This is a genomic window from Methylobacterium sp. Leaf118 (assembly GCF_920984675.1).
Lineage (GTDB): Bacteria > Pseudomonadota > Alphaproteobacteria > Rhizobiales > Beijerinckiaceae > Methylobacterium.
Genome location: NZ_CAKLBV010000025.1, coordinates 35,850 through 62,574, shown reverse-complemented (window position 1 = coordinate 62,574; position 26,725 = coordinate 35,850). Strand labels below are relative to the sequence as shown.

The 26,725-nt window shown below is 68.2% G+C and carries 24 protein-coding genes and 3 pseudogenes; 12 read left to right on the top strand and 15 right to left on the bottom strand.

Features of this window, described 5'->3' with window-relative positions; all coding sequences use genetic code 11:
• Positions 1–63: 63 nt before the first annotated feature.
• The 8 genes and pseudogenes from LW587_RS12750 to LW587_RS12715 form a co-directional block, all read right to left on the bottom strand.
• Positions 64–399: pseudogene (locus tag LW587_RS12750) on the bottom strand (transposase); the annotation flags it as partial.
• An 83-nt stretch (positions 400–482) separates the two neighbouring features.
• Entirely contained in the window at positions 483–2,210 is a 1,728-nt protein-coding gene (gene poxB / locus LW587_RS12745; RefSeq protein ID WP_232629962.1) for a ubiquinone-dependent pyruvate dehydrogenase, read from the bottom strand.
• 42 nt (positions 2,211–2,252) lie between these two features.
• The gene (locus LW587_RS12740; protein WP_232629961.1) at positions 2,253–2,489 is read right to left on the bottom strand and encodes a hypothetical protein; all 237 of its coding nucleotides are present in this window, start codon (positions 2,487–2,489) and stop codon (positions 2,253–2,255) included.
• 397 nt (positions 2,490–2,886) lie between these two features.
• Complete coding sequence (locus tag LW587_RS12735) at positions 2,887–3,198, bottom strand: hypothetical protein (protein ID WP_232629960.1); 312 nt, start codon at positions 3,196–3,198, stop codon at positions 2,887–2,889.
• Positions 3,199–3,258: 60 nt separating this feature from the next.
• Positions 3,259–3,759, bottom strand: a pseudogene (locus tag LW587_RS12730) (efflux RND transporter permease subunit); the annotation flags it as partial.
• A gap of 8 nt (positions 3,760–3,767) precedes the next feature.
• Positions 3,768–4,838, bottom strand: coding sequence for a cytochrome d ubiquinol oxidase subunit II (gene cydB, locus LW587_RS12725; protein WP_232629959.1), 1,071 nt, complete (start codon positions 4,836–4,838; stop codon positions 3,768–3,770).
• Between the two features lie 2 nt (positions 4,839–4,840).
• A complete protein-coding gene (locus LW587_RS12720; RefSeq protein WP_232629958.1) occupies positions 4,841–6,253 on the bottom strand; it encodes a cytochrome ubiquinol oxidase subunit I in 1,413 nt (470 codons plus the stop codon).
• A 2-nt stretch (positions 6,254–6,255) separates the two neighbouring features.
• On the bottom strand, positions 6,256–8,547 hold the full coding sequence (locus LW587_RS12715; RefSeq protein ID WP_232629957.1) for an FdhF/YdeP family oxidoreductase: 2,292 nt from the start codon (positions 8,545–8,547) through the stop codon (positions 6,256–6,258).
• Between the two features lie 547 nt (positions 8,548–9,094).
• Between LW587_RS12715 and LW587_RS12710 the strand changes: the two genes are divergently transcribed.
• From LW587_RS12710 to LW587_RS12675, 8 genes and pseudogenes are all read left to right on the top strand, one after another.
• Positions 9,095–9,403, top strand: a complete 309-nt coding sequence (locus LW587_RS12710; protein ID WP_232629956.1) for a UBP-type zinc finger domain-containing protein — start codon at positions 9,095–9,097, stop codon at positions 9,401–9,403.
• A gap of 61 nt (positions 9,404–9,464) precedes the next feature.
• The gene (locus LW587_RS12705; RefSeq protein ID WP_232629955.1) at positions 9,465–10,502 is read left to right on the top strand and encodes a cupin domain-containing protein; all 1,038 of its coding nucleotides are present in this window, start codon (positions 9,465–9,467) and stop codon (positions 10,500–10,502) included.
• A gap of 140 nt (positions 10,503–10,642) precedes the next feature.
• Entirely contained in the window at positions 10,643–11,632 is a 990-nt protein-coding gene (locus tag LW587_RS12700; protein ID WP_232629954.1) for an FUSC family protein, read from the top strand.
• Complete coding sequence (locus LW587_RS12695; protein WP_232629953.1) at positions 11,629–11,838, top strand: DUF1656 domain-containing protein; 210 nt, start codon at positions 11,629–11,631, stop codon at positions 11,836–11,838. The genes LW587_RS12700 and LW587_RS12695 overlap by 4 nt, the downstream gene beginning before the upstream one ends.
• 3 nt (positions 11,839–11,841) lie before the next feature.
• A complete protein-coding gene (locus LW587_RS12690; RefSeq protein ID WP_232629952.1) occupies positions 11,842–12,819 on the top strand; it encodes an efflux RND transporter periplasmic adaptor subunit in 978 nt (325 codons plus the stop codon).
• 17 nt (positions 12,820–12,836) lie between these two features.
• Positions 12,837–13,166, top strand: a pseudogene (locus LW587_RS12685) (Crp/Fnr family transcriptional regulator); the annotation flags it as partial.
• Positions 13,167–13,217: 51 nt separating this feature from the next.
• Complete coding sequence (locus LW587_RS12680; protein WP_232629968.1) at positions 13,218–14,519, top strand: NAD(P)/FAD-dependent oxidoreductase; 1,302 nt, start codon at positions 13,218–13,220, stop codon at positions 14,517–14,519.
• 150 nt (positions 14,520–14,669) lie between these two features.
• A complete protein-coding gene (locus tag LW587_RS12675) occupies positions 14,670–15,860 on the top strand; it encodes an MFS transporter (RefSeq protein ID WP_442919143.1) in 1,191 nt (396 codons plus the stop codon).
• A gap of 76 nt (positions 15,861–15,936) precedes the next feature.
• On the opposite strand, the gene LW587_RS12670 is transcribed toward LW587_RS12675, so the two are convergent.
• The 5 genes from LW587_RS12670 to LW587_RS12650 all read right to left on the bottom strand — a co-directional run bounded on the left by LW587_RS12670 (position 15,937) and on the right by LW587_RS12650 (position 20,345).
• Positions 15,937–16,560, bottom strand: a complete 624-nt coding sequence (locus LW587_RS12670) for a response regulator transcription factor (protein WP_232629951.1) — start codon at positions 16,558–16,560, stop codon at positions 15,937–15,939.
• A gap of 108 nt (positions 16,561–16,668) precedes the next feature.
• Positions 16,669–17,082, bottom strand: coding sequence for a hypothetical protein (locus LW587_RS12665; protein WP_232629950.1), 414 nt, complete (start codon positions 17,080–17,082; stop codon positions 16,669–16,671).
• Between the two features lie 19 nt (positions 17,083–17,101).
• Positions 17,102–18,766, bottom strand: a complete 1,665-nt coding sequence (gene actP, locus LW587_RS12660; RefSeq protein ID WP_232629949.1) for a cation/acetate symporter ActP — start codon at positions 18,764–18,766, stop codon at positions 17,102–17,104.
• The gene (locus LW587_RS12655) at positions 18,763–19,062 is read right to left on the bottom strand and encodes a DUF485 domain-containing protein (RefSeq protein WP_232629948.1); all 300 of its coding nucleotides are present in this window, start codon (positions 19,060–19,062) and stop codon (positions 18,763–18,765) included. The genes actP and LW587_RS12655 overlap by 4 nt, the downstream gene beginning before the upstream one ends.
• A 29-nt stretch (positions 19,063–19,091) precedes the next feature.
• Positions 19,092–20,345 carry an FAD binding domain-containing protein gene (locus LW587_RS12650; RefSeq protein ID WP_269780327.1) on the bottom strand — a complete coding sequence of 418 codons (1,254 nt, stop codon included), beginning with the start codon at positions 20,343–20,345 and terminating at the stop codon, positions 19,092–19,094.
• 244 nt (positions 20,346–20,589) lie between these two features.
• On the opposite strand from LW587_RS12650, the gene LW587_RS12645 reads away from it, so the two are divergent.
• Positions 20,590–21,315, top strand: coding sequence for a TetR/AcrR family transcriptional regulator (locus LW587_RS12645; RefSeq protein ID WP_232629947.1), 726 nt, complete (start codon positions 20,590–20,592; stop codon positions 21,313–21,315).
• A 38-nt stretch (positions 21,316–21,353) separates the two neighbouring features.
• Here LW587_RS12645 and LW587_RS12640 read toward each other — a convergent pair whose 3' ends face one another.
• Positions 21,354–21,854, bottom strand: coding sequence for a helix-turn-helix domain-containing protein (locus tag LW587_RS12640; protein WP_232629946.1), 501 nt, complete (start codon positions 21,852–21,854; stop codon positions 21,354–21,356).
• Between the two features lie 579 nt (positions 21,855–22,433).
• Positions 22,434–23,366: an AraC family transcriptional regulator gene (locus LW587_RS12635; protein WP_232629945.1), complete on the bottom strand. Its 933-nt coding sequence runs from the start codon at positions 23,364–23,366 to the stop codon at positions 22,434–22,436.
• A 67-nt stretch (positions 23,367–23,433) separates the two neighbouring features.
• On the opposite strand from LW587_RS12635, the gene LW587_RS12630 reads away from it, so the two are divergent.
• From LW587_RS12630 to LW587_RS12620, 3 genes are all read left to right on the top strand, one after another.
• A complete protein-coding gene (locus LW587_RS12630; RefSeq protein ID WP_232629944.1) occupies positions 23,434–24,918 on the top strand; it encodes a sensor histidine kinase in 1,485 nt (494 codons plus the stop codon).
• Positions 24,911–25,306, top strand: coding sequence for a response regulator (locus tag LW587_RS12625; RefSeq protein ID WP_232629943.1), 396 nt, complete (start codon positions 24,911–24,913; stop codon positions 25,304–25,306). The genes LW587_RS12630 and LW587_RS12625 overlap by 8 nt, the downstream gene beginning before the upstream one ends.
• Positions 25,307–25,683: 377 nt before the next feature.
• Positions 25,684–26,520, top strand: a complete 837-nt coding sequence (locus tag LW587_RS12620) for an alpha/beta fold hydrolase (protein ID WP_232629942.1) — start codon at positions 25,684–25,686, stop codon at positions 26,518–26,520.
• The last annotated feature ends 205 nt before the right edge of the window (positions 26,521–26,725 follow it).

The window sequence follows — 26,725 nt, the reverse complement described above, 5'->3', positions numbered from 1 at the left end:
CGAGAACGAGGTTAGGGGGTCAGAATTGGACGCCGATCCCCCGCCTCAAGGGGTCATAGTTGCACGCCGAAACACAGGCCGGACTTGATCGGTCACGCGCCGCCACTGGAGCCGGGCAGCCTGGGCATCCTCCTGGGCGAAGGTGGTGGCGGTGAAGGCGGAGAACACCCGCTGTCCGCTTCGGCCAGCATGGGCCAGGGCGTTCCTCATGAAGTGGACGCGGCAGCGCTTCCACGTCGTGTTCATGACCTTGGCCACCGAGGCCTTGATGCCCTCGTGCGCGTCCGAGATCACGAGCTTGAACCCATGCAGGCCGCGGCGCGCCAGCTTGCGGAGAAAAGCGGTCCAGAAGGTCTCGGCCTCGGACGGACCGACATCCATGCCGAGTGCCCGCTTTCTAAAGCTGGGGAACCGTCATCGGACCATCGGCTAAGGATGGCCGGGCGTCGGGAACCCGTCGGAAGTGCGGAACAGACCGGGCCTCAGCGCCAGAGATTGGTCTTCGCAAGATCGATGATTTCGGTGCCGCGCCCGTCGATGACAGCTTTTGCGAGCCACATCCCGAAGCCCATGGCCTGCTCGATGCCGATTTTCGGGGGCATGGAGAGTTCCTGTCGGGCCGAGACCACGTCGAGCAGGGCTGGCCCGTCATGGGCCAGCAGCGCCTGCATCGCATCGGGCAACTCGGCCGGATCCTCGACGCGGCATGCGAAGATGCCGGCCCCGCGGGCCATCGCGGAAAAATCCGGGTTGACCAGCGCCACCCCGGTATCGAGGAAGCCCGCGGCCTTCATCTCCATCTCGACGAAACCCAGGGTGCCGTTGTTCAGCACCACGATCTTCACCGGCAACTCGTGCTGGTTGAGGGTAAGGAGATCGCCCATCAGCATGGTGAGACCGCCATCGCCAGAGAACGAGATGACTTGGCGCCCGGGATAGGCGGCCTGCGCGCCGATCGCCTGCGGCAGGGCATTGGCCATGGAGCCGTGGTTGAGCGAGCCGATCAGACGGCGCCTGCCGTTCATGGCGAGGTAGCGCGCCGCCCAGATCGTCGGCGTGCCGACATCGAAGGTGAACACCGCGTCCTCGGAGGCCGCTTCGCTCAACGTACGGGCCACGTATTGCGGGTGGATCTTGCCGCCGGACTTGCCGACCGCCAGGGCATCGAGGCCCGCGCGGGCCTTGCGGTAATGGGCAAGGCTGTCATCGAGATGCGCCCGGTCCGTCTTCGTCTCCAGCTTCGGCAGGAGCGCCGCAATCGTGGCCCTGACATCGCCGAGCAGGCCGAGATCGATCCGGCAATGGCGCCCGAGGCTCTCGGCCCGCAAGTCGATCTGCGCAACCGTGGCTGTCTCGGGATAGAACTGGCGATACGGGAAACCCGTGCCGAGCAGCAGCAGGGTGTCGCCATCGAGCATCGCCCGGTAGCCCGAGGAGAAGCCGATCAGACCCGTCATGCCGACGTCGTAAGGGTTCTCCCATTCGACATGCTCCTTGCCGCCGAGCGCGTGGACCACGGGGGCCTTCAGCGCCTCGGCGAGCTGCAGCAACTCCGCGTGGGCCCCGGCGCAGCCTCGGCCGCAGAACAGGGTCACGCGCCCGGCCCCGTTGAGCATCCCGGCCAGTGCATCGAGATCGGCGTCGCGCGGGCACACGACGGCGGGCGGCGGCACCAGGGCCGCCGACAGAGGGGGTGCGTCGCCCGGCATGGTCATGAGCCCGACGTCGCCCGGAATGACGATGACGGCCACCCCGCGCTCGGCGATCGCGACGCGGATCGCGGTCTCGATCACGCCGGGCAACTGGGCAGGCGAGGAGACAAGCTCGCAATAATGGCTGCATTCCTGGAACAGGTTCTGCGGATGGGTTTCCTGGAAGTAGCCTCGACCGATCTCCGCGGAGGGGATCTGCGCCGCGATGGCGAGGACCGGGACGCGGGAGCGGTGGGCGTCGAACAGGCCGTTGATCAGGTGCAGGTTGCCGGGTCCGCAGGAGCCGGCGCAGACCGCGAGTTCACCGGTCAGGTGTGCCTCGGCGCCGGCCGCGAAGGCGGCGCTCTCCTCGTGGCGGGTATGGATCCAGTCGATCGATCCGTGCTGGCGCAGGGCCTCGGTCAGGCCATTCAGGCTGTCGCCGACCACCCCGTAGATCCGCTTCACACCGGCCTGCGCCAGCGCCCGGACGAACAGATCCGCCACCTTCTGGGCCATGCTTTGTCGCTCCTGTTGGCTCCGCCCCGGTTCCGTCCCGGATCACTTCGCGTCGCAACCGATGCAGAGGCTGTTGTCGATCCGGTCCATCGCGCGATCGTGGCGGGTGAGCCGATCCGGCGATTGGGTTGCGGTCGGGCTCGCGGCGTGATCGGGCGGCATCGTCGTGCCGGTTGCCGTCGTATCCGGAGCCGTCTGTGTCGAGAGCGGGCCGCCGCCCGTCCCGGTGCGGCCCGCCTGTGCGTGAGCCTCGGCGGCCAGAAGGCAGGCGATGGCCAAAAGGATGCGCATATCGGGGCTTACTCGACCGTTGAGACGGGGACAGCGGGGACCGAACCGTCTCGACGCCGGCCCGCCCGTCGCCGGATCGACGTCGTCCGGTCGAACCACTCGGCCACTCGGCCACTCGGCCACTCTAAACACTCGGCCACGACACCTTCGGTCGGGGCAGCCTCACGCAAGGGGGTGGTTTCGGGGTCGGCGTGACGTGCGAAGTTCGCGGCGAGAGGGGAACGGCTCGCCGGCAACGTGACGCGCAGTCGAGCTAAGGTCTTGTCGGTTCGGATTGCAAATTGTGCATTCGTGCGCGGTCATCCGCGCTCGCCCGGCAACGGGTGCACCGGTCTGCGATCAGAGCCTCGCTTCGAAGCGCGAAAGACTTCGGAGGCTCCGAACCCTATGGCCGGGTCATCGACGGTTCGACACGGGCATCGGCTCGCCGATCGCCGAATGACGGTCGTCGGCTGATGCCGGCCTTCTCCAGCGGCGCGAGGGTCGCGTCGTCGATGCGGTCCCCGGGGCCCGTGGCCGGGTTGAGGAGACCCCGCACCGCGACGCCGTCCGCGGGCCGAGCCATCACCGCATCGACCCGCCGAGGGGGGTCGGAGGCGAACGGCTCGAGCCGGATGTCCCGCTCGGCGCTCCGTATCAGCGCGACGACGGGCGCGGTGCCGTGGTCCGGTTGAACGATGAGCGGCAACACAGGCATGGTGGCGCCAAGGCCTGACGATGTCTGTTCCGAGCGGCCATCGCGAATGCGCCGGTGCCGTCAGATCACGTGCGGCGGCGCATGGACGTTGTTGCGAGACAGCAGCCTGCCGAGGCGGGCCATGTAGATATAGACGACCGGCGTCGTGTAGAGCGTGAGGATCTGCGAAACGATCAACCCTCCCACGATCGTCAGGCCGAGGGGCTGGCGCAAGTCGGCGCCGGCGCCGGTCGCGAGCAGTAACGGGACACCTCCGAGGAGGGCGCGGAGCGTGGTCATCAGGATCGGCCGGAAGCGGAGGCGGCAGGCCTCGCGGGCCGCTTCCGTGGCCGAGAGCCCGCGGCTCCGTTCCGCCTCGAGGGCGACATCGACCAGCATGATGCCGTTCTTCTGGACGATGCCGATCAACAGGATGATCCCGATGAGGCCGATCATGTCGAGCGGTCGCCCGAAGGCCATCAGAGCGAGCAGCACGCCGAGGCCCGCGGAGGGCAGCGTCGAGAGGATCGTGATCGGATGGATCGTGCTCTCGTAGAGCATGCCGAGGATCAGGTAGATCGCGAAGGGCCTCAGCAGAGGTGCAGTGCGGTCTCCGAAGCCGAGCTGCGCCGCCCCGCGGACGGCGTCGCCGGGAGGGTTTCCTCGGCCTCCTGCGCGCTCGGCACCGTCTTCCCCCGGAACACCCAGTAGGCGTGGCCGAGATAGGCGATGATGACCGGCACGACGATCAGCATGCCGATGCCTACGAAGCGCAGCGTCGCGTCGTCGGACGCGGCGCTCCAGATCGTGGCGTGGCGCGGGACGACGTAGGGCCACAGGCTGACCACCAGACCCACAAAGCCGAGGAGGAACAGCAGGATTGCGAACTGAAAGACCCGTGTCTCGCGCGGGCTCCACAGGCTGCGCCAGATCAGGACCGAGAGGCCTACGGCCGCCGCAGGGAGAAGCGCGAGGGGCACCACGGTCGGCCACGCGAACCAGCGCCGCGCCACCTCGGGCACGCTCAGAGCCGTCCACGCGCTCACCAGGAGCATCATGCTGGCGGTCAGGATCAGGGCGGCGCGTCCCACCTCCCGGCCGAAGATCTGCACGGGCCCGTCGGTGCGCCAGATCAGCCAGCCCGCCCCGAGCAAGGCATAACCCCCGACGAGGCCGGCGCCGCACAGCAATCCCAGCACGCTGAACGCACTGAACGCGGTTCCCGAGAAGACTCCGTTGCTCAGCGGGACGCCGCCGATGAAGCCGCCCAGGATGATCCCTTGCGCCAACGCGGCCAGGAGCGATCCGCCCGCGAAGGCGAAATCCCAGACGCGCTGGAAGCGGGTCGCCTGGAACCGGAATTCGAAGGCGATGCCCCGCAGGATCAGGGCGAACAGCATCGCCATGATCGGCAGGTAGAAGGCCGGGAGCAGGACGTAATAGGCCATCGGGAACGCGGCCCAGAGCAGGGCGCCCCCCAGCACGAGCCAGGTTTCGTTGCCGTCCCACATCGGCGCGACGCTCTGCATCATCAGGTCCCGATGCCGACCGCGCGGCGCAAGCAGGAACAGGATCCCGACGCCGAGATCAAAGCCGTCGGCGAGAACGTAGACGGCGATGGCGGTCGCGGAGACGAGCGCGAAGATCAGAGGCAGGTCCATCGTCATTCCCCGGCTGCGATCGATGCGGGGGGGGCGGTCGCCCGGCTGAGGACGGCGGTTCCCGCCTGCTCGAGGCCGGGGCGCACCGCGTTCGGATGCACGTTCGGGATCGCGCTCGGTCCGCGCACGACGATCCGCGCCCCGTACCAGAAGAAGGCCAGGAGCAGGACGTTGTAGACGAGGAAGAACATCACCAACGAGGTCAGCACGGCCCCGGGCGCGATCGGCGCGACGGCGTCGGCCGTGCGCAGGTGTCCGTAGACCACGTAGGGCTGTCGCCCGGTCTCCGTCACGGTCCAGCCGGCGATCACCGCGATGAAGCCCAGCGGGGTCGCCGCCATGGCGGCGAGCTGGAACCACCGCGTCGTGAACAGGCGGCCGCGCCAGCGCAGGACGCCCCCCACGATCGCCAGGATGAGGAGCACGATGCCGATGCCCACCATGATGCGGAAGGCGAAGAACACAAGCGGGACATAAGGGCGGTCGGCCGCTGGGACGGCCTTGAGACCCTGCACGTAGCCGTTCCAGCTATGCGTCAGGTAAAGGCTCGCGGCGTGCGGGATGGCGATCTCGAAGCGATTGCGCTCGCCCTCCATGTCCGGCCACGCGATGAGCGTCGCGGCAACGCCCGAGCCGGAATCCCAGAGCCCTTCCATGGCGGCGAGCTTCGTCGGCTGATGCCGCATGGTGTTGCGCCCGTGCGCGTCGCCGATGACGAGTTGCAGCGGGACGAGCACCAGGGCAGCGCCCATCGCCAGCGAGAAGCCCTTGCGGGCCACCTCGACGTGCTCCCGCCGCCAGAGATGGTAGGCCGAGACCCCCGCCACCACGAAGCTGCCCGTGATGTAGCTGGCGCAGATCATGTGGAGGAAGCGATAGGGGAAGGACGGATTGAAGAACGCCGCCCACCAGTCGGTGACGTGGAACACGCCTTCGGAATCGAGCGTGTAGCCGGCCGGGGTCTGCATCCAGCTATTGGAGGCGAGGATCCAGCTGGCGCTGAACAGCGTCCCGGTGGCAACCATCAGGCAGGCGAAGAAATGCGCGCCGCGCCCGACCCGCTTCTCGCCGAAGATGACGATGCCGATGAAACCCGCCTCCAGGAAGAAGGCGGTCATGACCTCGTACATGAAGAACGGCCCGAGCACGTTGCTGACGGCCCGGGAGAACCCGCTCCAATTGGTCCCGATCTGGTAGGAGAGCACCAGTCCGGTCACGACCCCCATGCCGAAACCCAGCGCGAAGATGTGGATCCAGAACCGCATGAGCGCGCCGTAGACGGGGTTGCCCGTGCGCCACCACCAGAAGCTCAGGAAAGCCACGAACGACGCGATGCCGATCGTGAAGGCCGGCCACAGGATGTGAAAGCCGATCGTGAAGGCGAACTGGATGCGGGAGAGCGTGAGGGCATCCATGATCAGGCGGCTCCCGTCTCAAGGCGGCGCATCCGGACCGGAATCGCCTTATAGGAGGGGGTGTGGCTCTGCGGATCGTGCAGGCCGAGCGGCACCAGGGGATTTGCCTCCGGGTAATAGGCGCCGACGCAGCCGTCGGGCAGCCGGTAGGGCACGACTTGGAAGCCCTCGACCGAGCGGGCGACCCCATCGTCGGCGATCGTGTCGAGCGCCACCCGCTCCCCGGCGCGGACACCCTGGCGGGCCATCTCGGCCTCGCTGAGGAAAACCACCATGCGACCGCCGAAGACGCCGCGATAGCGGTCTGACAGACTGTAGAGCGTCGTGTTGTACTGGTCGTGGCTGCGCATCGTGGTCAGCCAGAGGGCCTGCGGGTCGCCCGTATGGGCGTCCTCTTCCAGACCCTCGAACACGGCGAACTGGGCTCGGCCGGACGGCGTCGCCCAGATCCGCTCCCGCGCCAGCGAGGTGAGATGAAAGCCGCCGGGCACACGGATCCGTGCGTTGAAGCCCTGGAAGATCGGGAAGACGCGCTCGATCGCGTGGCGGATGCGGTCGTAATCCGCGGTGAAGTCCTTCCAGGGGATCGTCGAGTCCGGACCGAGCGTCGCGCGCGCGAGGCCGGCCACGATCGCGGTCTCGCTCATCAGGTGCGGGGAGGCCGGGGCGTTGCGGCCGGCCGAGGCGTGCACCATCGACATCGAATCCTCGACGGTGATCGACTGGGGGCCCGTCGCCTGATGGTCGACTTCGCTGCGCGCGAGGCAGGGAAGGATGTAGGCTTCGCGGCCGTGGACGAGCTGTCCCCGGTTGAGTTTCGTGTTGATCGCCACCGTCAGGTCGAGCTTGCGCATCGCCTGCTGGACGCGCGCCGTGTCGGGGATGGCGGCGGCGAAGTTTCCGCCGAGCGCGATGAAGGCCCGCGCATGGCCCTGAAGCATCGCGTCGAGGGCCGCGACCACGTCGTGGCCTGGCGCCCGAGGCGGCGCGAAGCCGAAGGTGTCCCGGATCCGGTCCAGCATCTCGGCCGTCGGCTTCTCGGTGATGCCGACGGTTCGGTTGCCCTGGACGTTGGAATGTCCGCGCACCGGACACAGTCCGGCGCCCGGCCGCCCGACATTGCCCCGGAGGAGCGCGAGATTGGCGACCAGGCGGACATTCTCTGTGCCGCGCCGATGCTGGGTGATCCCCATGCCCCAGACCAGGATGGCGTTCTCGGCGGCCACATAGGTCCGTGCCGCGAATTCGAGATCCGCGCGGGTGAGACCCGAGCGCCGCTCGATCGCCGCCCAGGATGCCGCCCGGAGGTCGGCCGCGAGGGCCTCGAACCCGTTCGTGTGGCCGGCGATGAAATCCGCATCGAGCACGCGTGCCTCGTCGGCCGCGATGGCGGCATCGTCCATCGCGATGCAGGCCTTCATGATGCCCTTGAGGGCCGCCGCGTCGCCCCCGACCCGGACCTGGAAGATGCGCGACGAGATCGGCGTCGATGTCAGCGACGCCATCTCGACGGGGTTCTGGGGCGCCTGAAAGCGCTCCAAGGCTCTTTCCGGGAACGGATTGAAGCTCAGGATCGCCGCGTTGCGCCGCGCCGCGTCGCGCAGGCTCGTCATCATCCGCGGACTGTTGGTCCCGGGATTCTGGCCGAAGATCAGGATGGCGTCGGCGCGGTCGAAATCCTCCAGCAGCACCGTGCCCTTGCCGACGCCGATACTCTGCGGGAGCCCGACGCTGGTCGCCTCGTGGCACATGTTCGAGCAATCGGGAAAGTTGTTGGTCCCGTAAGCCCGCCCAAGAAGCTGGAACAGGAACGCGGCCTCGTTCGAGGCCCGCCCTGAGGTGTAGAACTCGACCTGATCCGGGTCGGCTTGCGCCCGCAGCAGCGCCCCGATGCGCGCGAAGGCCTCATCCCAGGGGACCGGCACATAGGTGTCGCTCGCCGCCTCGTAGCGCATCGGATGCGTGATGCGCCCGACCATCTCCAGATCGTAGTCGTTCCACGTCTCCAACTCGGAGACCCGATGGGCGGCGAAGAAGTCCGGGGTGCATCGTTTGGAGGTCGCTTCCCACGCCATCGCCTTAGCGCCGTTCTCGCAGAACTCGAACGGACCGGGCTTCTTGGGATCGGGCCAGGCGCAGCCGGGGCAGTCGAACCCCGTCGGTTGATTCATGCGCAGCAGCGTCGCCGCGCCGCGCACCGGAATCTCCTGCTCGACGAGCGCCTTGCCGGTCGCCTCCAGAGCGCCCCAACCGCCGGCAGGATTGGTATAGGCGCGGATCTTAGCCTCGACCATGGGGCTCCTCGTACTTGGGACAGGCGCGGTTTCCGCTCTCGTACGGAGTGGCGTCGACCGAGACGGGCTGCGAGCACGTGCGAAGAGGGTGCCTCCCCCGCGCCGATACGCTCGGCCGAGCGCCGGGGTCGTTCGTGCTCATTCGCCCGGCGACGCTATCGGCTGGACCGTCGCGATCAGGGGTGACGATGACGGCGTGCCCGCGTCGGCTCACGAGGACCTGTCTGAGCGTGAGCACGTTCGTGCGGACGCTGTGCTGATTGGAACAGCCCGGCTCGGAAAGATTGATCGATCTTGTCGTTTTAGGACGATCGCGCCGCCCCGACTTCGCTCGGGCGCCCCAGGGATCGCTCTCCCGCCGCGGGGCAGATTGGTCGGCCCGCAGCCGATCCAATCGTCCAAATCGGCGCAGGTTTGGACAAGATGCGGCAGGCGAAACGGGGTCTTTGAGATGAAATCGGAGCCTTGGATCGGCTCGGCGATCGCATTGCCCGTCCGATCCAAGGTCCGGGGCAGCCCCACAGACGATCTGCGAAGGAGACGATCGGTGCCTCCAGCCTGTCGACACGTCGCGGACATCCGAGAGGTGAAGCCGAGCGCGCGCGGCTGCGAGGACTGCCTTCGGATCGGCAGCGCGTGGTTCCACCTGCGGATCTGCAGGACCTGCGGGCATGTCGGGTGCTGCGATCAGTCACCGATGCGGCACGCGACAGCCCATTTTCACGCGACCGAACATCCGATCGTCGAAGGTTACGATCCTCCGGAGGGTTGGGGATGGTGCTACGTCGATTCGATCATGATCGATCTTGAGGGCGACACGACGCCGCAAGATGGGCCCATCCCGCGATACTATTGAATTCCCAGCACATGATGCCCTTCGTCCGGCATCGACTTGCCACCGCAACGAGGATTGCCCGGTGACGGCTCCTGAATTGTCGTTCCGCTATCGCCTGGAGGCGCAGCCGCCCCGCCTCGGCCCCGGCGGCATCACCCGCGGCGCCTCGGTTCAGCAGTTTCCATCGAGCCAGGGTATCGCGGGCGTCTCGATGCGCTTGGCGCCCGGCGGAATGCGGGAGATGCACTGGCACGCCAACGCGGCGGAATGGGCCTACGTCGTTTCGGGCAACTGCCGCACCACGATCCTCGATCCAGACGGCAGCTCGGCGATCGACACGTTCGGCCCCGGCGACGTCTGGTATTTCCCGCGCGGCTGGGGGCACTCCATCCAAGGGCTCGGACCGCACGAGTGCCACTTCATCCTGATCTTCGACAACGGCGATTTCTCCGAGGATCACACCTTCAGCGTCACGGATTGGCTGGCCCATACGCCCAGGGCCGCCCTCGCCCAGAATCTTCGCGTCGCCCCCGAGGATCTGGCCCAATTGCCCCGCGGCGAAGCGTATTTCGCCCTCGGCCCCGTACCGGACGACCGCTCGGCCGATGCGACCCCGCGGGCGCGACCGGCGTTGACGTCGCGGCACCGGTACCCGCTCCACGCCCAGGAGCCCCGGCGCGTCCCCGGCGGCGGCACCCAGCGGACCGTCACGGTCGCGGAGTTTCCGCTCTCGACCACGATGGCGGGCTCTCTGCTCGAGATCGAACCGGGAGCGATGCGCGAACTGCACTGGCATCCGAACGCCGACGAGTGGCAGTATTATCTCGAAGGCTCCGCCGAGATGGTTGTGTTCCTCGCGGAGGGTCGCGTCGTCGTCGAAACCTTCGAGGCGGGCGACATCGGCTACGCTCCGATGGGATCGGGACACTACATCCGGAACACGGGTTCGGGCGTCCTCAAGGTGCTCGTCGGATTCAACAACGGGCATTATCAAGCCAACGACCTTTCGGCTTGGCTGCGCTCGAACCCGCCCGACGTGCTGGCGACCAACCTCGGTCTCCCCAGACCGGCGGCCGAGGCGCTGACGCGCCAGCCGGGCTTTCTGATCCCCGGTCCCTGAGCGTGGCGGCCAGCGCAGACGGGTCCGGATCGACTGGCAGCGGAACAGCACGCCGCCTTAGCGACGAGGCCCCCGGGACACCCTCGGGCCGCTCGATTGATCACGGGGCTCCCCTCCTGACGCGTCTCGTGGGGACCGGCGTGCCGTTCGGCATCCGGACCGCTCTGGCTTCCCTGGCGGCCCTCTGGCTGGCCATGTGGCTGCAGCTCGATACGCCGCGCTGGGCCGCCTGGACGGTGATGTCGCTCGCCTTGCCGACGCGCGGCTTGGTCGCCCAAAAGGGGGCTTGGCGGATGATCGGCACCCTGCTCGGACTCGTCGCCGGGGTGGTCGGGATCGCGGCCTTCGCCCAGACGCCCATCGCCCTGGGGCTGTATCTGGCCCTGTGGTTCGGGCTCAGCGCCTTCGTGGGGGGAAGCCTTCCGGGCCTTGCCTCCTACGGCGCCGCCCTGGGCGGCCTCACGGCAGGCCTGATCGTCGTCCTGAGCGCGGACGCGCCCCTGTCGGTGTTCGAAACGGCCCTGGCCCGCGGGGCCGGGATCTCGGTCGGGATTGCCTGCGTGTACGCGGCGAGCGCGCTTGCGGAGATCGGCCGGGGTCCTCCGCCCGCGAGCCCAGCACCGCCGATGCCGACCCCCGACGTCGTGTTGGCCAACGCGTTTCGGACCTTCCTGGTGGTCGGGAGTGCCTGGGCGATCTGGATCGCCACCGCCTGGCCGAGCGGCGGGTTCTTCGTCGCCTTCGCGGGGGTCGTCTCCATCATCTTCGCCACGATGCCCGATTCGGACAGGCGTGCGCAGGCCTATCTCGGGGGCGTGGCCGTGGGCCAGATCGCCGGGCTGGCAGCGAAATACGCCCTCCTCGGCACGCCGGCCGCCTTCGAGATCCTCGCCGCGGTCCTGTTTCCCTTCCTCTTCATCGGTGCGGTGGCCGTCACCGATCCGCGCACGACCGGGGCCGCCATCGGCTACAACCTGTCGTTCCTGACGGCGGTCGATCCGACCAATCCGATGCAGTACGACCTCATCGGCTCGCTGAACGAATGCCTCGCGGTCTTTGCCGGCATCGCCTTCGCGGTCGCAGCCTTCGAGGTGGTGCTCCCGGCACGTATCTGGAGGATCGCCCGATGATTCCACTCCGCGAAATCGACATCCTGGGCGTCTTCGTGGCGCCCTTCGCGCCCTGCATCGTCCTTGCCTTCTGCGTGACCTGTGCGGTCGTCGTCCTGCTGCGTCAGTTGCCGGCGACGCGGCGTTGGTCGCATTCGCCGCTCGTCGAACTCGCGTGCTTCACCCTCACGCTGTCGGGCCTCGTCCTCGCGCTCGGACGCGTGTGAGCGATGCCGAGCCTCCCCCAGGCCAATCCGGCGCCCGCGCAGGCGCACCCGACGGCCGCGCTCCCCGTTCCGGCGATCCCGTCGGTCTTCGGACTCGTCGCGGTCGCGACGGTCCTGTCCGGCGCCGGGTTCCTCGCTTGGCTCGCCTGGGCCTACTACGTCGAGACGCCGTGGACGCGCGACGGCAGCGTGCGGGTCTACACGGCCCAGATCGCCGCCGAGATTTCCGGGCAGGTCACCGAGGTCGTCGTCACGGACAACCAGGCGGTGCGCAAGGGCGACGTGTTGTTCAGGATCGACCCGCGCGACTACCGGATCGCGGTCAAGCGCGCGCAGGCGGCTCTGGCGCGGGACGCCGCGCAGGTCGCCAACACCCGGGCCGAGGCGGAGCGCCGCAACAAGCTCGACGACCTCGCGGTCAGCGCCGAGGTGCGCCAAACCTACCAGAGCAACGCCGACGCGGCCGAGGCCGCGTACCAGGCGACCGCCGCCGAACTCGAGAATGCCGAGCTCAACCTGTCGCGCGTCGAGGTGCGCTCGCCCGTCAACGGCTACGTGACCAACCTCCTCCTGCAGGCGGGCACCTACGCGGTCGCCGGACAAGCCGCGATGACGCTCATCGACTCCGACAGCTACTGGATTGCCGGTTACTTCGAGGAGACGCAGCTGCGGCGCATCCATGTCGGGGACGCCGCCCGCATCGTGCTGATGGCCTATCCGGATCGGGTCCTGCCCGGCCGGGTCCAGAGCCTCTCGCGCGGGATCATGGACCCCAACGCCACGCCCGGGGTTGCCGGCCTGCCATCGGTCAATCCGGTCTTCACCTGGGTTCGGCTCGCCCAGAGAATTCCGGTCCGCGTCACGATCGATGCCGTGCCGGTCGACGTGACCCTCGCGGCGGGTATGACCGCGACCGTGCGCGTCGCGCCGGCTGCCTCCCCGCCCCCCGGTGAAGGGACGGCGCAGGACCGCGCCCGTTGACGCAAGGGGAAGAACCGATGGTCCCAATGTCCGGCGACGACGCGATGCCATCGCCTCTCGATCAGACGGATCCCTATCTAAGGGACGCCCAGACCTTCCCGCGCCTCGACCCGACTCTGCTGGCGCGGATCGCCCAGTACGGCACGCGCGAAACGGTACCGGCCGGCACGTTTCTCTACCGGCGCGGCGATCGCGCCGCCGATTTCTTCCTCCTGCTCGAGGGCGAGGTCGAGACGTTCGACGAGGGCCCGGATCGCGAGCGCCATGTCTTCACCGTCCACCATGCGGGGCAATTCACCGGCGAGACGAACTTTCTGAACGGACGCGAATCCCTCGTCAGCAGCCAGGCCCGGCGGGACACGCGGCTCGTCCGGGTGCCGCGCGTGGAATTCCGGCGGATGCTGGCGGCCGAGCCGGACATCTCCGAAATCGTGATGCGGGCCTTCATCCTCCGTCGGCTGGGCTTCCTGCGGCACCAGCACGGCGGCGTCGTGCTGATCGGACCGAGCCACGGCGCGGACACGTTGCGCCTCCAGCGCTTCATGACGCGCAACGCCTATCCGCATCGAACCATCGCCAGCGACCGCGATGCGGACGCCCCAGAAACGATGCGGCGTTTCGGCATCGACGAGGCCGACCTGCCGTCGGTGGTCATGCCGGGACCGATCGTTTTGCGGAAACCGTCCAACTGGGAACTCGCGGACCGGATCGGCCTCACCGAACCGCTCGAGGAGAACCGGGTCTTCGACGTCGCCGTGGTGGGCGCCGGACCGGCAGGCCTCGCCGCCGCGGTCTACGCGGCCTCGGAGGGCCTCTCGACCATCGTGATTGAGCAGGAGGCCCCCGGGGGACAGGCTGGCACATCCTCCAAGATTGAGAACTACCTGGGTTTCCCGACCGGCATCTCGGGGCAGGCACTGGCCGGACGGGCCCAGATCCAGGCGCAAAAATTCGGTGCCCATCTGGCAATTTCCCGTGCGGCCTCCCGCCTGGACTGCACGGAGCGTCCGTATCGGATCGCGCTGGAGGACGGCCGGTCCGTCCGGGCCCGGGCAGTCGTCGTCGCGACCGGAGCCCGCTACCGGAAACTCGCCCTGCCGGATTACGACAGGTTCGAAGGGCAAGGCATCTATTACGCGGCGACCGGCACGGAGGCCCGTCTCTGCGAACAGCAGGAGGTCGCGGTGGTCGGCGGTGGCAATTCCGCCGGACAGGCCGCGATGTTCCTGTCCGCGACCGCCGCGCATGTCCACGTCCTGGTGCGCGGCCAGGGGTTGCGGGCAACGATGTCGGATTACCTCGTCCAGAGGATCGTCACATCGCCGAAGATCACCGTGCACCCGTTCACGGAGGTGACCGCGCTCGAGGGTGACGCGCTCCTGCGCCAGGTCCGGTGGCGCGACAGCCGGACAGGAGCCGTGGAGGCGCATGGGCTCGGCGGGCTCTTCGTGATGATCGGCGCCGCGCCCAACACCGAATGGCTGTGCGGTTGCCTGCCGCTCGACAGAGGGGGCTTCGTATCGACCGGCCAGGACGAGGCCGGCCAAGTCCTGTCGTCGCCCTTCGCGACGACGACACCCGGAATCTACGCGGTCGGGGACGCTCGCGCGGGTTCGGTCAAGCGCGTCGCGTCCGGGGTCGGGGAGGGATCGGTCGTAGTCCAGGCGATCCACCGATTCCTCGATCCAGGGGGCGGCTGAGCCTCCGGTACGGCCCTCCCCCGAGGAGCGACCGGGGGATGGTTCGGGACGCGGGTTGCCGGGAGCGCACCCCTTTCGGAGGTTTGGGGCGGCATGCGGCCGTCCTCCGGGCTGGCCGCCGGCGCGAAGCTGGGTTGGGTGGAGAGGGCGATGATCACGGACGAGACGATGGACGCCCGGAAGCCGGCCCACCTCGGGCGTGGGCTGACCTTCGCGATGGCCGCCGCGGCCGGCATCGCGGTCGCCAACATCTATTACAATCAGCCGATGCTGAGCATCATGGAGGCGGACCTCCCGGGCGGCCTCACGGGCCTCGTGCCGACCGCGACGCAGTTCGGCTACGCGTTGGGACTGTTCCTGCTGGTACCGCTCGGCGATCTCGTCGAGCGGCGCGCGCTCATCGTCGGCCAGTTCGGCCTGCTCGCCCTGGCCCTCGCGCTCACCGCCCTGGCGCCCAACGCCGCGCTGGTGATCGTGGCCTCGCTGCTCGTGGGCCTGTCCGCCACCGTCGCCCAGCAGATCGTCCCGCTTGCCGCCCACCTCGCCGCGCCCGAGCGCCGCGGCGCCACCGTCGGCACGGTCCTGTCGGGGATCCTCACGGGGATTCTCCTGAGCCGGACCCTGGCCGGGTTCATGGCGATCCACGGCGGTTGGCGGGCGATGTTCTGGCTCGGCGTGCCGATGGCTCTCGCAGCGGGGGCCTTGATGGGCGCGCGCCTGCCGGCGAGCCGCCCCGCCGCGGGCCTCTCCTACGGTGCGCTCATGCGCTCGCTCGTTCAGCTCTGGCGCGCGTTGCCGGCCCTTCGCCTGGCGGCAGCCACCCAGGCACTGATCTTCGCCGCCTTCACGGTGTTCTGGACGATCCTGGCGTTCCAGCTTCAGGAGCCGCGCTTCGGCCTCGGCGCCGACATCGCCGGCCTGTTCGGCATCGTCGGTGCGGTCGGCATCTTCGCGGCCCCCATCGCGGGCCGCGTCGCGGACCGGCGCGGTCCCCACGCGGTCGTCATGATCGGCGCGGCGGTGACCCTGGTGTCCTGGCTCGTCCTCGGTGTCTGGACGTCCCTGGCCGGCCTGGTGATCGGCGTCATCCTGCTCGACTTCGGGATGCAGAGCGCGCTCGTCTCGAACCAGCACCTGATCTTCGCCCTTCGGCCCGAGGCCAGGGCCCGCCTCAACACGATCCTGATGGGCGGCATGTTCCTCGGAGGCGCCGCCGGTTCGGCGGCGGCGACCGCCGCGTGGCAGGCGGGCGGCTGGTCGATGGTGGCGGGGCTCGGCGTCGGGCTCGCGGCGGCCGCGACGGCCCTTCAGGTCGCCGGGCGGCGGGCGCCTGCGCGATGAGAGCATGGCCGACCGCGACCGGACGGATCCGGAGCAGAGCCGCTCGGCCGAACTCCGGCGGTCGGCCACCGATCCGTCAGCGCTGTCGCGTCGCCTCGATCCCGAGTTGGTGCGCCATGAGGACGAGCTCGGCGAGGGAGCGGGCGCGCATCTTCTCCATCATGCGACGCTTGTGCACCTTGGCGGTGATTTCCGTGATGCCGAGTTCGGCCGCGATCTGCTTGTTCATCAGGCCGCCGATGGCGCAGCGCAGCACGTCGCCTTCCCGCGGCGTCAGAGCGGCGAGGCGCCGGACGAGGTCGTCCTGGACCCGGCCGGCCCGCAGCGCGGCCGCGTCGATCTCCAGCGCCCGATGAATGGCCTCCAGCACGACCGTATCGTTAACCGGTTTCGTCAGGAACTCGACAGCGCCGCCGCGCATCGCCCGCACGGTCATGGGGATCGTGCCGTAACCCGTGAGGAAGATGATCGGCACGGTGCAGCCGGCATCGCGCAAGGTCTCCTGGACCGCCAGCCCGTTCTGCTCGGTCAAGCGCACGTCCAGGAGGATGCATTCCGGCGCCTCGCGCGTCCGGGTGACCGGGAGATCGGCCGGGTCGCGATAGGCGATCGCCGCGAGGCCGGCCGATCGCAACAGACGCATCAGCGCGTTGCGCAGCGCCGGATCGTCGTCGACGATATGTACAGTGGCTTCCGGCATGTCACTCGCGGCGTTCTTCGTGCTCGGAATCGGAGCATCGATCCAGGAGGCTCCCGCGCTGGGTTGCCGGATCGGCGGTTGCGGGACGCCCCGATCGTCAAGGTGCCCTCACGGGAGCACGGGAAGCGGTAGGTTGGCGCTGTCCAGAAACTCGACCGTCGTGAAGGTGAGTTCGGTCTCGCCGATATTCTCGAGATCGTGGATCATGAAGGTGCCGAGCGGAAAGGTATGGTGCTGGGTGTCGCCGGGCGCGTAGGTCGTCTCGCGGATCCGGCCATCGGCGTGATGGGAGCGCGCCCGGCCTCCGGTGACGGCGGTCCAGAAATAGTCGAGCACGTGCGTGTGAAAGCCGATCCGCGCGCCCGGCTTCAAGCTGAGCGACCAGACCCGGACGCGGTCCGTCTCCGAGACGAGACGGCTGCCGACCCGTCCGCTCCCGGCCCCGGCGGCGAAGTCCGCGCGCAGGTCCTGCGGCCAGTCGCCCGGAGGCGCCGGCCAGTGCGCGCGTGTCTGCTGTGTCATCGCCCTGCTCCACGTCGGATCAATGGGGTGCCGGCGCCCGCGGCCGGTCGAAGCCGGTCTGGGCGGTCACGTGTTGCGCCTCGAAGGCGGCCCGCACCGACGCCGCGGCCGCGCTCCGGTCCAGCCGCGACACGGCCCAGGATGTGACGAACGCCAGGGGGACCGAGAACAGGGCCGGGTTGTCGTACGGGAACGGGGCAGCGCCGAGCGTCAACGCCGTGGTCCAGACGCCGGGGCTCAGCGCCACCAAGACGAGCGCGCTGATGAGGCCCGCGAGCGAACCCGCGACGGCGCCGCGGGTGGTCAGGCCCCGCCAAGCCACCGACAGGAGGATCACGGGGAAGTTCGCGCTCGCCGCGATCGCGAAGACGAGGCCGACCATGAAGGCGATGTTCTGATTCTCGAACAGGATGCCGAGCCCCATCGCGGCCACGCTGATCGCGACCGCGGCCACCTTCGAGACCCGAACCTCCCTCTGCTCGCTCGCCTGCCCCCGGCACAGGACGCGGGCGTAGAGATCGTGACTGGCGGCCGAGGCGCCCGCGATCGTCAGCCCCGAGACCACGGCCAGGATCGTGGCGAACGCCACGGCCGAGATGAAGCCGAGCAGCAGGGGGCCGCCGAGCGTGTCCGCCACGTGCAGCGCGACCATGTTGGCGCCGCCGATCACGCCGCCGGCCGCATCCATGTAGGCCGGATCGCCCTGCACCAGCGCGATGGCGCCGAAGCCGAGGACGAAGAGCAGCGTGTAGAAGATTGTGATGAACCCGGTCGCCACCAGGATCGAGAATCGGGCTTGGCGCGCGTCGGCCACGGTGAAGAAGCGCATCAGGATGTGCGGCAGGCCGGCCGTGCCGAAGATCAGGGCGAGGCCCAGCGACAGCGCCGAGACCGGGTCCCGGACCAGACCGCCCGGCGCCATGATCGCCTGCCCTTTCGGATGAAGCAGCACCGCCCGGGCGAACAGAGCCTCGAGGCTGAAGCCGAAGCGCGCTAGGATCAGCGCCGACATCAGGGCGGAGCCCGAGAGCAGCAAGACCGCCTTGATGATCTGGACCCACGTCGTCGCGCGCATGCCACCGAAGACGACGTAGGCCATCATCAGCAGACCGACGAGCAGCACCGCCGCACCGTAGGGCAGGCCGAACAGCAGCTCGATCAGCTTGCCGGCCCCAACCATTTGGGCAATCAAGTAGAACAACACGATAACGAGCGTGTTGAGACCCGCGACCAGTCGGACCGGAACCTCGGCCAGCCTGTAGGCCGCCACGTCGGCGAAGGTGTAGCGTCCGAGGTTGCGGAGCGGTTCGGCGATCAGGAAGAGGATCATCGGAAAGCCGACGAGAAAACCGACCGCGTAGATCATGCCGTCGTAGCCGGACGTGTAGATCAGCGCCGTCACGCCCAGGAAGGTGGCCGCCGAGGTGTAGTCGCCCGCGATGGCGAGGCCGTTCTGGAAGCCGCTCAGGCCGCCGCCAGCCGCATAATACTCGCTCGCCGTCCCGGTGCCCTTGCGGGCGGCACGGACTGTGATGGCCAGGGTGACGGCGACGAAGGCGAGGAACATCGCGATCGCCGTGACGTTCAGCGGCTGGCGCGTCACCGGTCCCGTCAGGGCCTCCGCCCCGGCCCCGCCGGCGAGGAGAATCCCCACAGCGGCGAGCGGGATGCGCGCGCGGCTCATCGGAGAACCTCCCGCAGGCGCCGGCTGAGACCATCGAGCCGCGTGTTGGCGAAGGCGACGTAGATGACGGTGAGCCCGAAGCCCAGGCCGAGAAGCGCCACCCCGGCGACGATGCCCCACGTCAGGATCGCGCCGTCCTGAACCGGCCTGCCGAGGAGGTCGGGCCTGAAGGCGATGGTGAGGATGTAGGCGAAGTAGGCCGCCGCCATGGTCGCCGCGAGGACGACGCCGAGGCAGCGTCGCTCGAAGCAGAGCCGACGGAAGATGGGGTGGCGCGCGATGCGTGCGCTGTTCACGGTGTCCTCCCGTCCGGTGAGGCCTCGGGTCACGCCGCCAAACCGGTCGCGACGGCCGTCTCCGCCATCACGGCCTCCGGTCGGCGATGGCGCTCAGCCATGGCGCGCTCCTCCGGCGTCAGGATCTGTGCCTGCATGTAGGCTCCGAGTTCCCGGGCGCGGCGGATCACGGCGGCACCAGAGCGCAGCCGGATCGTTGCGAAGGCCGCGAGGGCCTCGTCCAGATCATCCGGATGGGCCGCCAACGCGTCGACGAGAGCCTGCGCATCCGCAGCGGCCTTGGTCACGCCCATGCCCACATGCGGGCGGGCAACGAAGGCGGCGTCGCCGAGGATGACGACGCGCCGGCCGAGCCGCATCCGGGGGGCCTCCAGATCCTGGATCGCCTGGAGGAAGGGTTGCCCGGCCTTCTCGACGACCTCGGCGAATTGCGGTGCGACGAGCCGGCGCGCGTCCGAGCGCATCGAGGCGACGATCTCTGGTCGGATCCGGCTCGGGGGTATCGAGAGCCGATGGACGATGCCGTCTGCGTCGGTCAGCAACGCGCGCAAGGCAGTGTCCGCGGCAGCCGGGCGATACCAGACGAAATTGTAGCGGCGGCGGCCGGGCGCCAGCGCGTGATCCGCGCCGGCCACCGGATAGCCCAGCATCTGCTCGCCATCCGGCAGGCTGAAGGCGAAGTGGTCGAGGAGAGTGGCCCGCGTCTCCGGCGATAGGTCGGCCTCGTCGACGAGGCCGCGCCAAGCGATGTAGCCGACGTAAGTCGGGTGGACCTCCGGGGCGCATTGCGCGCGTACGGCGGAGAAGATCCCGTCCGCCCCGATCAGCAGGTCTCCCGAGACCGAGGAACCATCCGTGAAATGGGCCTTGACGGCCTCGGCCCCCTCCTCGATCCGTGCGAGCGTGCGGCCCTGATGGTAGCGCTGGGTGGGAAGCTCGGCGCGGAGCAGACCGTAGAGATGCCCCCAGGACGTCAAGACCTGAGGTAGCGCCAACGCGCCGACGATCGAGCCGTCCTTCGCCAGCACCCGCCGCCCGACGACCGACACCCCGACTTCGGCCGCCTGCCGATCGATCCCCGCATTCTGCAGGACAGAGTACAACGCGTCATGGGTCACGATTCCGGCCCCGCGACCGGCCAGTTCCGCCCCGGCGCGCTCATAGACGTCCACGGCCCAGCCGGCCCGCCGCAGAAGCAGAGCCGAGAACAGCCCGGCCATGGAGCCACCGACCACGACGGCGTGAGGCCTGCTGCTGCCGTGCCCGCTGCTGCTCGTTGCCACGGCGCCCACTCCCTGATCGGCTGATCGACCCGGCCCGCGACGCCGTGCGTCCGTGCCCATCGCTGATGATCGCTCGATCAACAATGAGCCGACGGCTGCCGGTTTGTCAACGCTATTTATCGCACGATAAAGATCGCGCCTCTCGGAAGCCTGGCATCGTCTCTTCGAGGGAATGCCGCTCCGGATGAAAGGGCGCCCTCCGCTTATCGCTTGATCACCCGCCTGCCTGTGGTAACGAGGACCGATGGTCCGTTCGCCCAAGCCGAAATCCGGCCTTGCTGGTCCGCTCACCGCCACCCGGCGCTCCCCGGGCTCCGCCGAGACGAGCCAAACCGGGTCGCGCAGGCGACTCTCGCCCGGTGATCGTGAGAAGAGCATCGCGGCGGCGGCGGTCGCATTCTTCGCCGAGCGCGGTTTCGAAGGTCAGACGCGCGAACTCGCGACGATCTTAGGGATCACCCAGCCGCTGCTCTATCGCTATTTTCCGAGCAAGGAAGCTCTGATCGAGCGCGTCTATCAGGATGTCTTCGTCGGACGCTGGGATCCGTTCTGGGAAGAAACGATCAAAGACCGCAGCGTTCCCCTTGAGACCCGGCTGATCACGTTCTACATCAGCTATGCTAACGTCATCCTAACACCGGAATGGGTCCGGCTCTTCATGTTCGCCGGGCTGAAAAATTTGGATTTCAACGCGCGCTATCTGAACTTCCTGCGCAATCGCGTATTTGAGAGCGTCGTCGACGAATTGAGGGCCCACTTCGATCGGCCATCGATCGCGAATGTGCCTGCATCGAACATCGAAATTGAGATCGTCTGGTCTATTCACTCGTCGATCTTTTATCTCGGCGTGCGCGAATTCATTTATCGCCTTCCTCCGGATGGCGACGTCAAGGACATCATTCGGGCGAAGATCCAAACGCTGCTCGGCGGTATCGCCACGGTGCTCCCGCCGGCCGAACACGCGACCTGACGGCGTCGGCCGCGGAGGTCGCGTGGAACGGGGGGGGTTCAGGGTTTGGCCGCGTCACGTTCGATCGAGCGGCGCCAGCGGCCTGGGCTCATGGCCTCCTCACGGGCGAAGACGCGGGTGAAGTGGCTCTGATCGGCGAAGCCGCAGGCAAGGGCGATGTCGGCCAGCGACAGATCCTGCGCGCGCATCAGATCCTTGGCGCGGGCGAGGCGCTGCCGAACGAGCCAAGCATGGGGCGAGATCCCCGTGGAGCAGCGGAAGGCGCGGGCGAAATGGCTGGGCGAGAGGCCGCACGCGACCGCGACTGTCGGCAAGCTCAGCGTCTGGGCGAGCGCCTGGCGCATCCGATCCTGGGCGCGCTTGAGTTGCCAGGGCGCAAGACCGCCGCGCGCCGGCTCCGCGGAATCCGCGTAGGTCGCGAGCAGATGGGCCGCCAAGGCTCGGCCGAGCTGGTTCCGGAACACGGTCGCCCCGCGATCCGCCCGATCGAGGGTCGCCGAGGCGCGGAGCGCCAGGTCGCGGATAGTGTCGTCGCTCAATCGCCTTCCATAGGCGTCCGTCAGCGCGTCGAGGGGGTTGATCCGACCGGCGCGAAAGCAGGCGGCGATCTCCCCGAGCAGCGCCCTTTGCAGAACGATATGAATGGCTCCGGGCGGGACGGCGATCGATTGGGGTTGCCGCAGATCCACGAGAAGAACGTCGCCGTAGGACGGGCGGTGACGCTCCGCGACCGCCGCGTCACACGGCCGATCCCCCGGTCGGTCGGTCGGCAACACTTGAACGAGCAAGCCGTCGCAACGCGCGAACGCCGGCGGAGAATCTGACGTCTCCACCCTGGAGACTGCGACGTCGGTCCCGTCCGACCCCATCGCGGGCCCTTCCGGTGGACAGGGCGGGGGGCGCCGAGAGGGGCAGCGAGATGGGGCTCGTCCGCGCGTCCCGAAGCTCGCTGGGGGTGAGTCGAGATCAGTCTCCATCCAATCAGGGTACGAGGTAGAGGCGTCGAGCATCGTAGTCTCTCCTGTCTCCGCAGGACAAACGATAGCTTCGCTTTAGGCGCTAAGTATTTATTGAGATTGCTGCCATTTATGCCGATCTTGCGCTTCTCCATCCGGCGCTCAGCTCGAGAGCCTCCGATACTCGGACGGCGTCGAGCCTTTGGCACGCTTGAACGCAGTCCCGAAGGCAGCCTGACTCGAGAAGCCGCACCGCAGGGCGATGTCGAGGATCGGTGTCTTGCGGTCGCTCAGGAGCCGGCAAGCACAGGCCAATCGCTCCGCGCTGACGTAGCCGTAGGGCGTCTGTCCCGTCACGCGCTTGAACATCCGGGCGAAGTGAAACGGGCTCAGGCATGCCACGGCGGCCAGTTCGGCAATCGAGAGATCGTGCTCGAGGTTATCGTGGATGAAGGCGATCGCGCGCTGGATCCGGTCGGGACAGGTGCCTTCCTCCGAAGACGGGGCGGCCGCATCCGGTCGGTCGTGCCCATAGGCCTGGGCGATCCGCGCGGTCAGGGTCAGAGCGGCGGTCTCCACCATCATGCGTCCCGCCGAACTCTCGTCGACGAGTTCGCCCAGGATGGACACCGCGATCTGGCGGACCAGGGGATCCTGGACATCGGCTAGATAGCGCACCGTGTCGGCGCGGATGCGGGGGTCACCGTACAGCTCCGCCAAGGCTTTGAAGCGATCGACCGGCAGGTAGATGTGCAGGATCTCGGTGAGCGGGGCCGAGATATTGATGTCATCCTCGCCGACCCCGACGGGGCACAGCCAAATCGTCCCCGCCTCGACGGCCGTCTGCTGGCGCACGCCTGCGCCCTTGCGGCTGACCCAGGCGCCGGGACTGCGCCGCGTCGCCAGAGTGATCTCCATCTGGGTCGGCACGATCGCCGGCAGATCCCCCGGGGGATGGGAGCGAAGCTCGGCCGCGACGCCGGTCCAACCCCGCTCGTGCGACGAGGCGAGCAGCCCCGCATTCGGGAACTTGATGATGCCGTGCCGATACAAGTCCATGACGACAACATGCAATTCGCGGCCGAGCCGCGCCATTATACAAGCGTATCGGCGCCGGGCCGGTGGATCACCCTGGTTCAGCGGACGCGATGGGATGGATGGCATGCGGCAGGTTTTCTCGCGCTGGCCGAGCGTCGCACAGACGTTGCACCAGCCTCTTGCCGGCGATGACGGCCTTCCGGCCTGGATGCAGACGCCGCCGTCCCGCCGCTCCGCGACGGCCGGCGCAGCGGATCTAGCCGCATCGGGGCTTACGGTCGGCATCCTCGTCGTCCTGGCCTTCCTGGCGGGTTCGACCGGCGCGTCGTTGAGCGGCCCCCTCCCGATCCTCTGCGGAATCCTGGCGCTTCTCGCCGCCGCGGCCGTCACGGCCCATCTCAAGGCGCTGCGGCGCGGCCGGCGGAGTTCCGAGGAAGCCTTCGAGGCGATCTACGAGCGCTCCGGCATCTCGATCTGGCGCGAGGATTGGACCGCCGTCGCCGATGCCGTCATGGCCCTGCGCCGGGACGGCATCGTCGACCTCGAATGCCATTTCGCCAATCACCCCGACGAACTCCGCGCTCTGCGGGCCAAGGTCATCATCACCGATGTGAACGCGTTCACCCTTGAGGAGACCGGCGCGGCGAGCAAGGATGCCTATCTCGGTTCGCTCGATCGCCTGCTGCCCGACACCGACCAGACCTTCGTGCAGTGGCTCGTCGCATTCGGCCGAGGCGACCGATTTTTTCGCTCGGAAGCCCACATCATGAGCGCCGATGGACGCGAGCGCGACGTGCTGTTCACCGCGACGCTGCCGCAGGAACGCGCGGCGTTCTCCGATGTGATCGTCTCGTCGCTCGACGTCACGGCCTTCAAACGCGCCCAGGCCCATCTCGCCGCCGCGGACACGGAACTCGCCCGGACCTCGCGGATCATCACCGTCGGGGCGCTCAGCGCCTCCATCGCCCACGAGGTCAACTCACCCCTGGCCGCCATCGTGGCCAACGCCCAGGCGGCCTTGCGCTGGCTGCGCCGACCTGAGCCGGACACGCTCGAGGCCTCCCTCGCGCTCGACGACGTGGTCGCTTCGGCCACGCGCGCCCGCGATGTCGTGGCACGGACGCGCTCCTATCTCGGCAACGCACCGCGCATCGTCGCCCCGATCGATCTCGTCCAGGCGGCGCGGGACGCGAACCTTCTCGTGGAGCGCGAGATCCGCGCCCACGGCGCCGCCATCCATCTCGCCACCGAGGAGGGAATTCCGCCCGTTCCGGCGGATCTGATCCAGATTCAACAGATCTTCGTCAACCTGCTAGTCAATGCCGCCCAGGCCATGGCGGACGGCCCGGGCCCGAAGGACATCATGATCGGCATCCACCGGACCGCCGCTTCCGTGGAGGTCGAGGTCGCCGACACGGGTCCCGGCATCGAGCCCGAACGGCGTGCACGGATCTTTGAACCCTTCCACTCCACCAAGGTTGGCGGAATGGGGATGGGTTTGGCCATCTGTCGGAACCTCATCGATGCGCATGGGGGCGACATCTGGGTCGACGTCGCCCCGACAGGGGGCGCCGCGTTCCACTTCATGCTGCCGCTGGCCCATGACTGACGTGAAGGCGCGCAGGCCCGTCGTCGCCATTGTGGACGACGATCCCGCGATCCGCGCGGCGCTCGATCGTCTCACGCGGGCGCTCGGATACGAGGCGTTGGTGTTCGACGGTGCGGCTCCGCTGCTCGCCAAGCTCAACGAGGCCGATATCGCGTTCGTGGTGACGGATGTGCAGATGCCCGGCCTGAGCGGGCTCGATCTCCTGAGGATTCTGGGCGGTCAACGGCCGCATCTTCCCGTCATGGTGATGACGGCCTATCCGAGCGAGGCCGCCCGCGAGCGGGCGCTCGCGCTCGGAGCCTTCGCTTATTGTGCAAAGCCGTTCGAGGCGGACCAGTTCGAGCGTTGCCTGACCTCCGTGCTCGGGGCTCGCCCGTATTCATGTTAGAGATTGCTTCCGGTCTTCGGTAAAGGCACCGGGTCTCGTCTCGAGACGGTCTTGCGGCCGATACGCATCGATGACCGCCCCAGTGATGCACACGGCGAGTATCGACATCAGTTGCGGCCAAGCCGTTTGTCGGAGCCCCCTGATGCGGCTTTGCCGGTCGGCGGGGTGAACGCCGTCGGCCACGGCATCGCCGCCACGAGGCGGCGCTGACGCGGTTCGGCCGATCCATCCGAGACGCCCTTCGGCACGGGCTCGAGCAGCGGTCAGCCCCCCTGCGATCGGCGCGGCAGCCGCACAATCGCGACGCAATCGTGCAAGCGGTCGCAGGCGCGATGCCCTAGGCCCGAACGGATTCGGATTTTGGCTCGGGGAGCGATATGGCCACCATTACGACGCGGGACGGCACGGAGATCTATTACAAGGATCTGGGTCCGAAGGACGCACAGCCGATCATGTTCCATCACGGCTGGCCGCTCTCTTCGGACGACTGGGACGCGCAGATGCTGTTCTTCGTCCGGAACGGCTATCGCGTCGTCGCGCATGACCGCCGCGGTCACGGCCGTTCCGCGCAAGTCTCGGACGGGCACGACATGGACCATTATGCGGCGGACGCCTCCGCCGTGGCGGAGCATCTCGACCTCCGGAACGCCGTCCATATCGGCCACTCGACCGGCGGCGGGGAGGTGGCACGCTATGTCGCCCGGCACGGCCAGCCGCAGGGGCGCGTTGCCAAGGCGGTTCTCGTGAGCGCCGTGCCGCCGCTCATGCTCAAGACCGAGGCCAATCCGGAAGGCCTGCCGATCGAGGTCTTCGACGGCTTCCGCAAAGCGCTCGCGGACAACCGCGCGCAATTCTTCCTCGATGTCCCGAGCGGCCCCTTCTACGGTTTCAACCGACCTGGCGCGACGGTGCTTCCGGGGGTGATCCAGAACTGGTGGCGGCAGGGCATGATGGGCAGCGCACAAGCGCATTACGAGGGGATCAAGGCCTTCTCGGAAAGCGATCAGACCGACGATCTCAAAGCGATGACCGTACCGACGCTGGTCCTGCATGGCGAAGACGATCAGATCGTGCCGATCGCCGCCGCGGCGCTCAAGTCGATCACGCTTCTGAAGAACGGGACGCTGAAGACCTATCCCGGCTATCCGCATGGCATGCTGACGGTCCATGCCGACGTTCTCAACGCCGAACTGATCGAATTCGTGAGACAATGATCTTTGCGAGCCGAGCGGTGCGGCAGTGACTCGATGGTGGTCGCGGCAAGACAGAGAGGCTGATCGAGATCCGAACAGGTCGACCGCATTGGGTCGATGTCGCCGAGCGGCTCGCTCAGAGGCGGACCTCGTGCGTTCGGCCCATCCCAGTCGCTCGGTGCGCGGATCTGCATGCCGGCAAGCGGACCTTACCCGAGCCCGCTTC

Excerpts from the sequence above, each read along its gene's own strand:
- poxB (WP_232629962.1), bottom strand. The coding sequence starts at position 2,210 with ATGGCCCAGAAGGTGGCGGATCTGTTCGTCCGGGCGCTGGCGCAGGCC.
- LW587_RS12735 (WP_232629960.1), bottom strand. The coding sequence starts at position 3,198 with ATGCCTGTGTTGCCGCTCATCGTTCAACCGGACCACGGCACCGCGCCC.
- cydB (WP_232629959.1), bottom strand. The coding sequence starts at position 4,838 with ATGGACCTGCCTCTGATCTTCGCGCTCGTCTCCGCGACCGCCATCGCC.
- LW587_RS12720 (WP_232629958.1), bottom strand. The coding sequence starts at position 6,253 with ATGGATGCCCTCACGCTCTCCCGCATCCAGTTCGCCTTCACGATCGGC.
- LW587_RS12715 (WP_232629957.1), bottom strand. The coding sequence starts at position 8,547 with ATGGTCGAGGCTAAGATCCGCGCCTATACCAATCCTGCCGGCGGTTGG.
- LW587_RS12695 (WP_232629953.1), top strand. The coding sequence starts at position 11,629 with ATGATTCCACTCCGCGAAATCGACATCCTGGGCGTCTTCGTGGCGCCC.
- LW587_RS12690 (WP_232629952.1), top strand. The coding sequence starts at position 11,842 with ATGCCGAGCCTCCCCCAGGCCAATCCGGCGCCCGCGCAGGCGCACCCG.
- LW587_RS12680 (WP_232629968.1), top strand. The coding sequence starts at position 13,218 with ATGCTGGCGGCCGAGCCGGACATCTCCGAAATCGTGATGCGGGCCTTC.
- LW587_RS12675 (WP_442919143.1), top strand. The coding sequence starts at position 14,670 with ATGATCACGGACGAGACGATGGACGCCCGGAAGCCGGCCCACCTCGGG.
- LW587_RS12670 (WP_232629951.1), bottom strand. The coding sequence starts at position 16,560 with ATGCCGGAAGCCACTGTACATATCGTCGACGACGATCCGGCGCTGCGC.
- LW587_RS12665 (WP_232629950.1), bottom strand. The coding sequence starts at position 17,082 with ATGACACAGCAGACACGCGCGCACTGGCCGGCGCCTCCGGGCGACTGG.
- actP (WP_232629949.1), bottom strand. The coding sequence starts at position 18,766 with ATGAGCCGCGCGCGCATCCCGCTCGCCGCTGTGGGGATTCTCCTCGCC.
- LW587_RS12645 (WP_232629947.1), top strand. The coding sequence starts at position 20,590 with ATGGTCCGTTCGCCCAAGCCGAAATCCGGCCTTGCTGGTCCGCTCACC.
- LW587_RS12635 (WP_232629945.1), bottom strand. The coding sequence starts at position 23,366 with ATGGCGCGGCTCGGCCGCGAATTGCATGTTGTCGTCATGGACTTGTAT.
- LW587_RS12630 (WP_232629944.1), top strand. The coding sequence starts at position 23,434 with ATGCGGCAGGTTTTCTCGCGCTGGCCGAGCGTCGCACAGACGTTGCAC.
- LW587_RS12625 (WP_232629943.1), top strand. The coding sequence starts at position 24,911 with ATGACTGACGTGAAGGCGCGCAGGCCCGTCGTCGCCATTGTGGACGAC.
- LW587_RS12620 (WP_232629942.1), top strand. The coding sequence starts at position 25,684 with ATGGCCACCATTACGACGCGGGACGGCACGGAGATCTATTACAAGGAT.